This window comes from Citrobacter sp. CK206, assembly GCF_030333125.1.
GTDB classification, from domain to species: domain Bacteria; phylum Pseudomonadota; class Gammaproteobacteria; order Enterobacterales; family Enterobacteriaceae; genus Citrobacter_B; species Citrobacter_B koseri.
The window spans coordinates 1-265 of record NZ_JAOWGM010000011.1 but is presented as its reverse complement, the minus strand read 5'-3'; the positions used below and the strand labels follow the sequence as shown (position 1 = coordinate 265).

Sequence of the window (265 nt, the reverse complement as noted above, 5' to 3'; positions counted from 1 at the left end):
ATGGTGGAGCTATGCGGGATCGAACCGCAGACCTCCTGCGTGCAAAGCAGGCGCTCTCCCAGCTGAGCTATAGCCCCATATGATGTAGTTAAACCTCATCCCCAATTCGTTTCCGGGCGCGGCGTGGTGAAGCGAAGCATACTGAGGTATGCGAGCTTTGCCACAACAAAGCACGGGAGCGAATTTGGTAGGCCTGAGTGGACTTGAACCACCGACCTCACCCTTATCAGGGGTGCGCTCTAACCACCTGAGCTACAAGCCTGTA

The 265-nt window shown here is 55.8% G+C and carries 2 tRNA genes; both read right to left on the bottom strand.

Annotated elements, in window-relative coordinates:
* Nucleotide 1: 1 nt before the first annotated feature.
* Nucleotides 2-77, bottom strand: a tRNA-Ala gene (locus OGX81_RS00620).
* A 108-nt stretch (nucleotides 78-185) separates the two neighbouring features.
* Nucleotides 186-262 (bottom strand) — tRNA-Ile (locus tag OGX81_RS00615).
* Nucleotides 263-265: the final 3 nt, after the last annotated feature.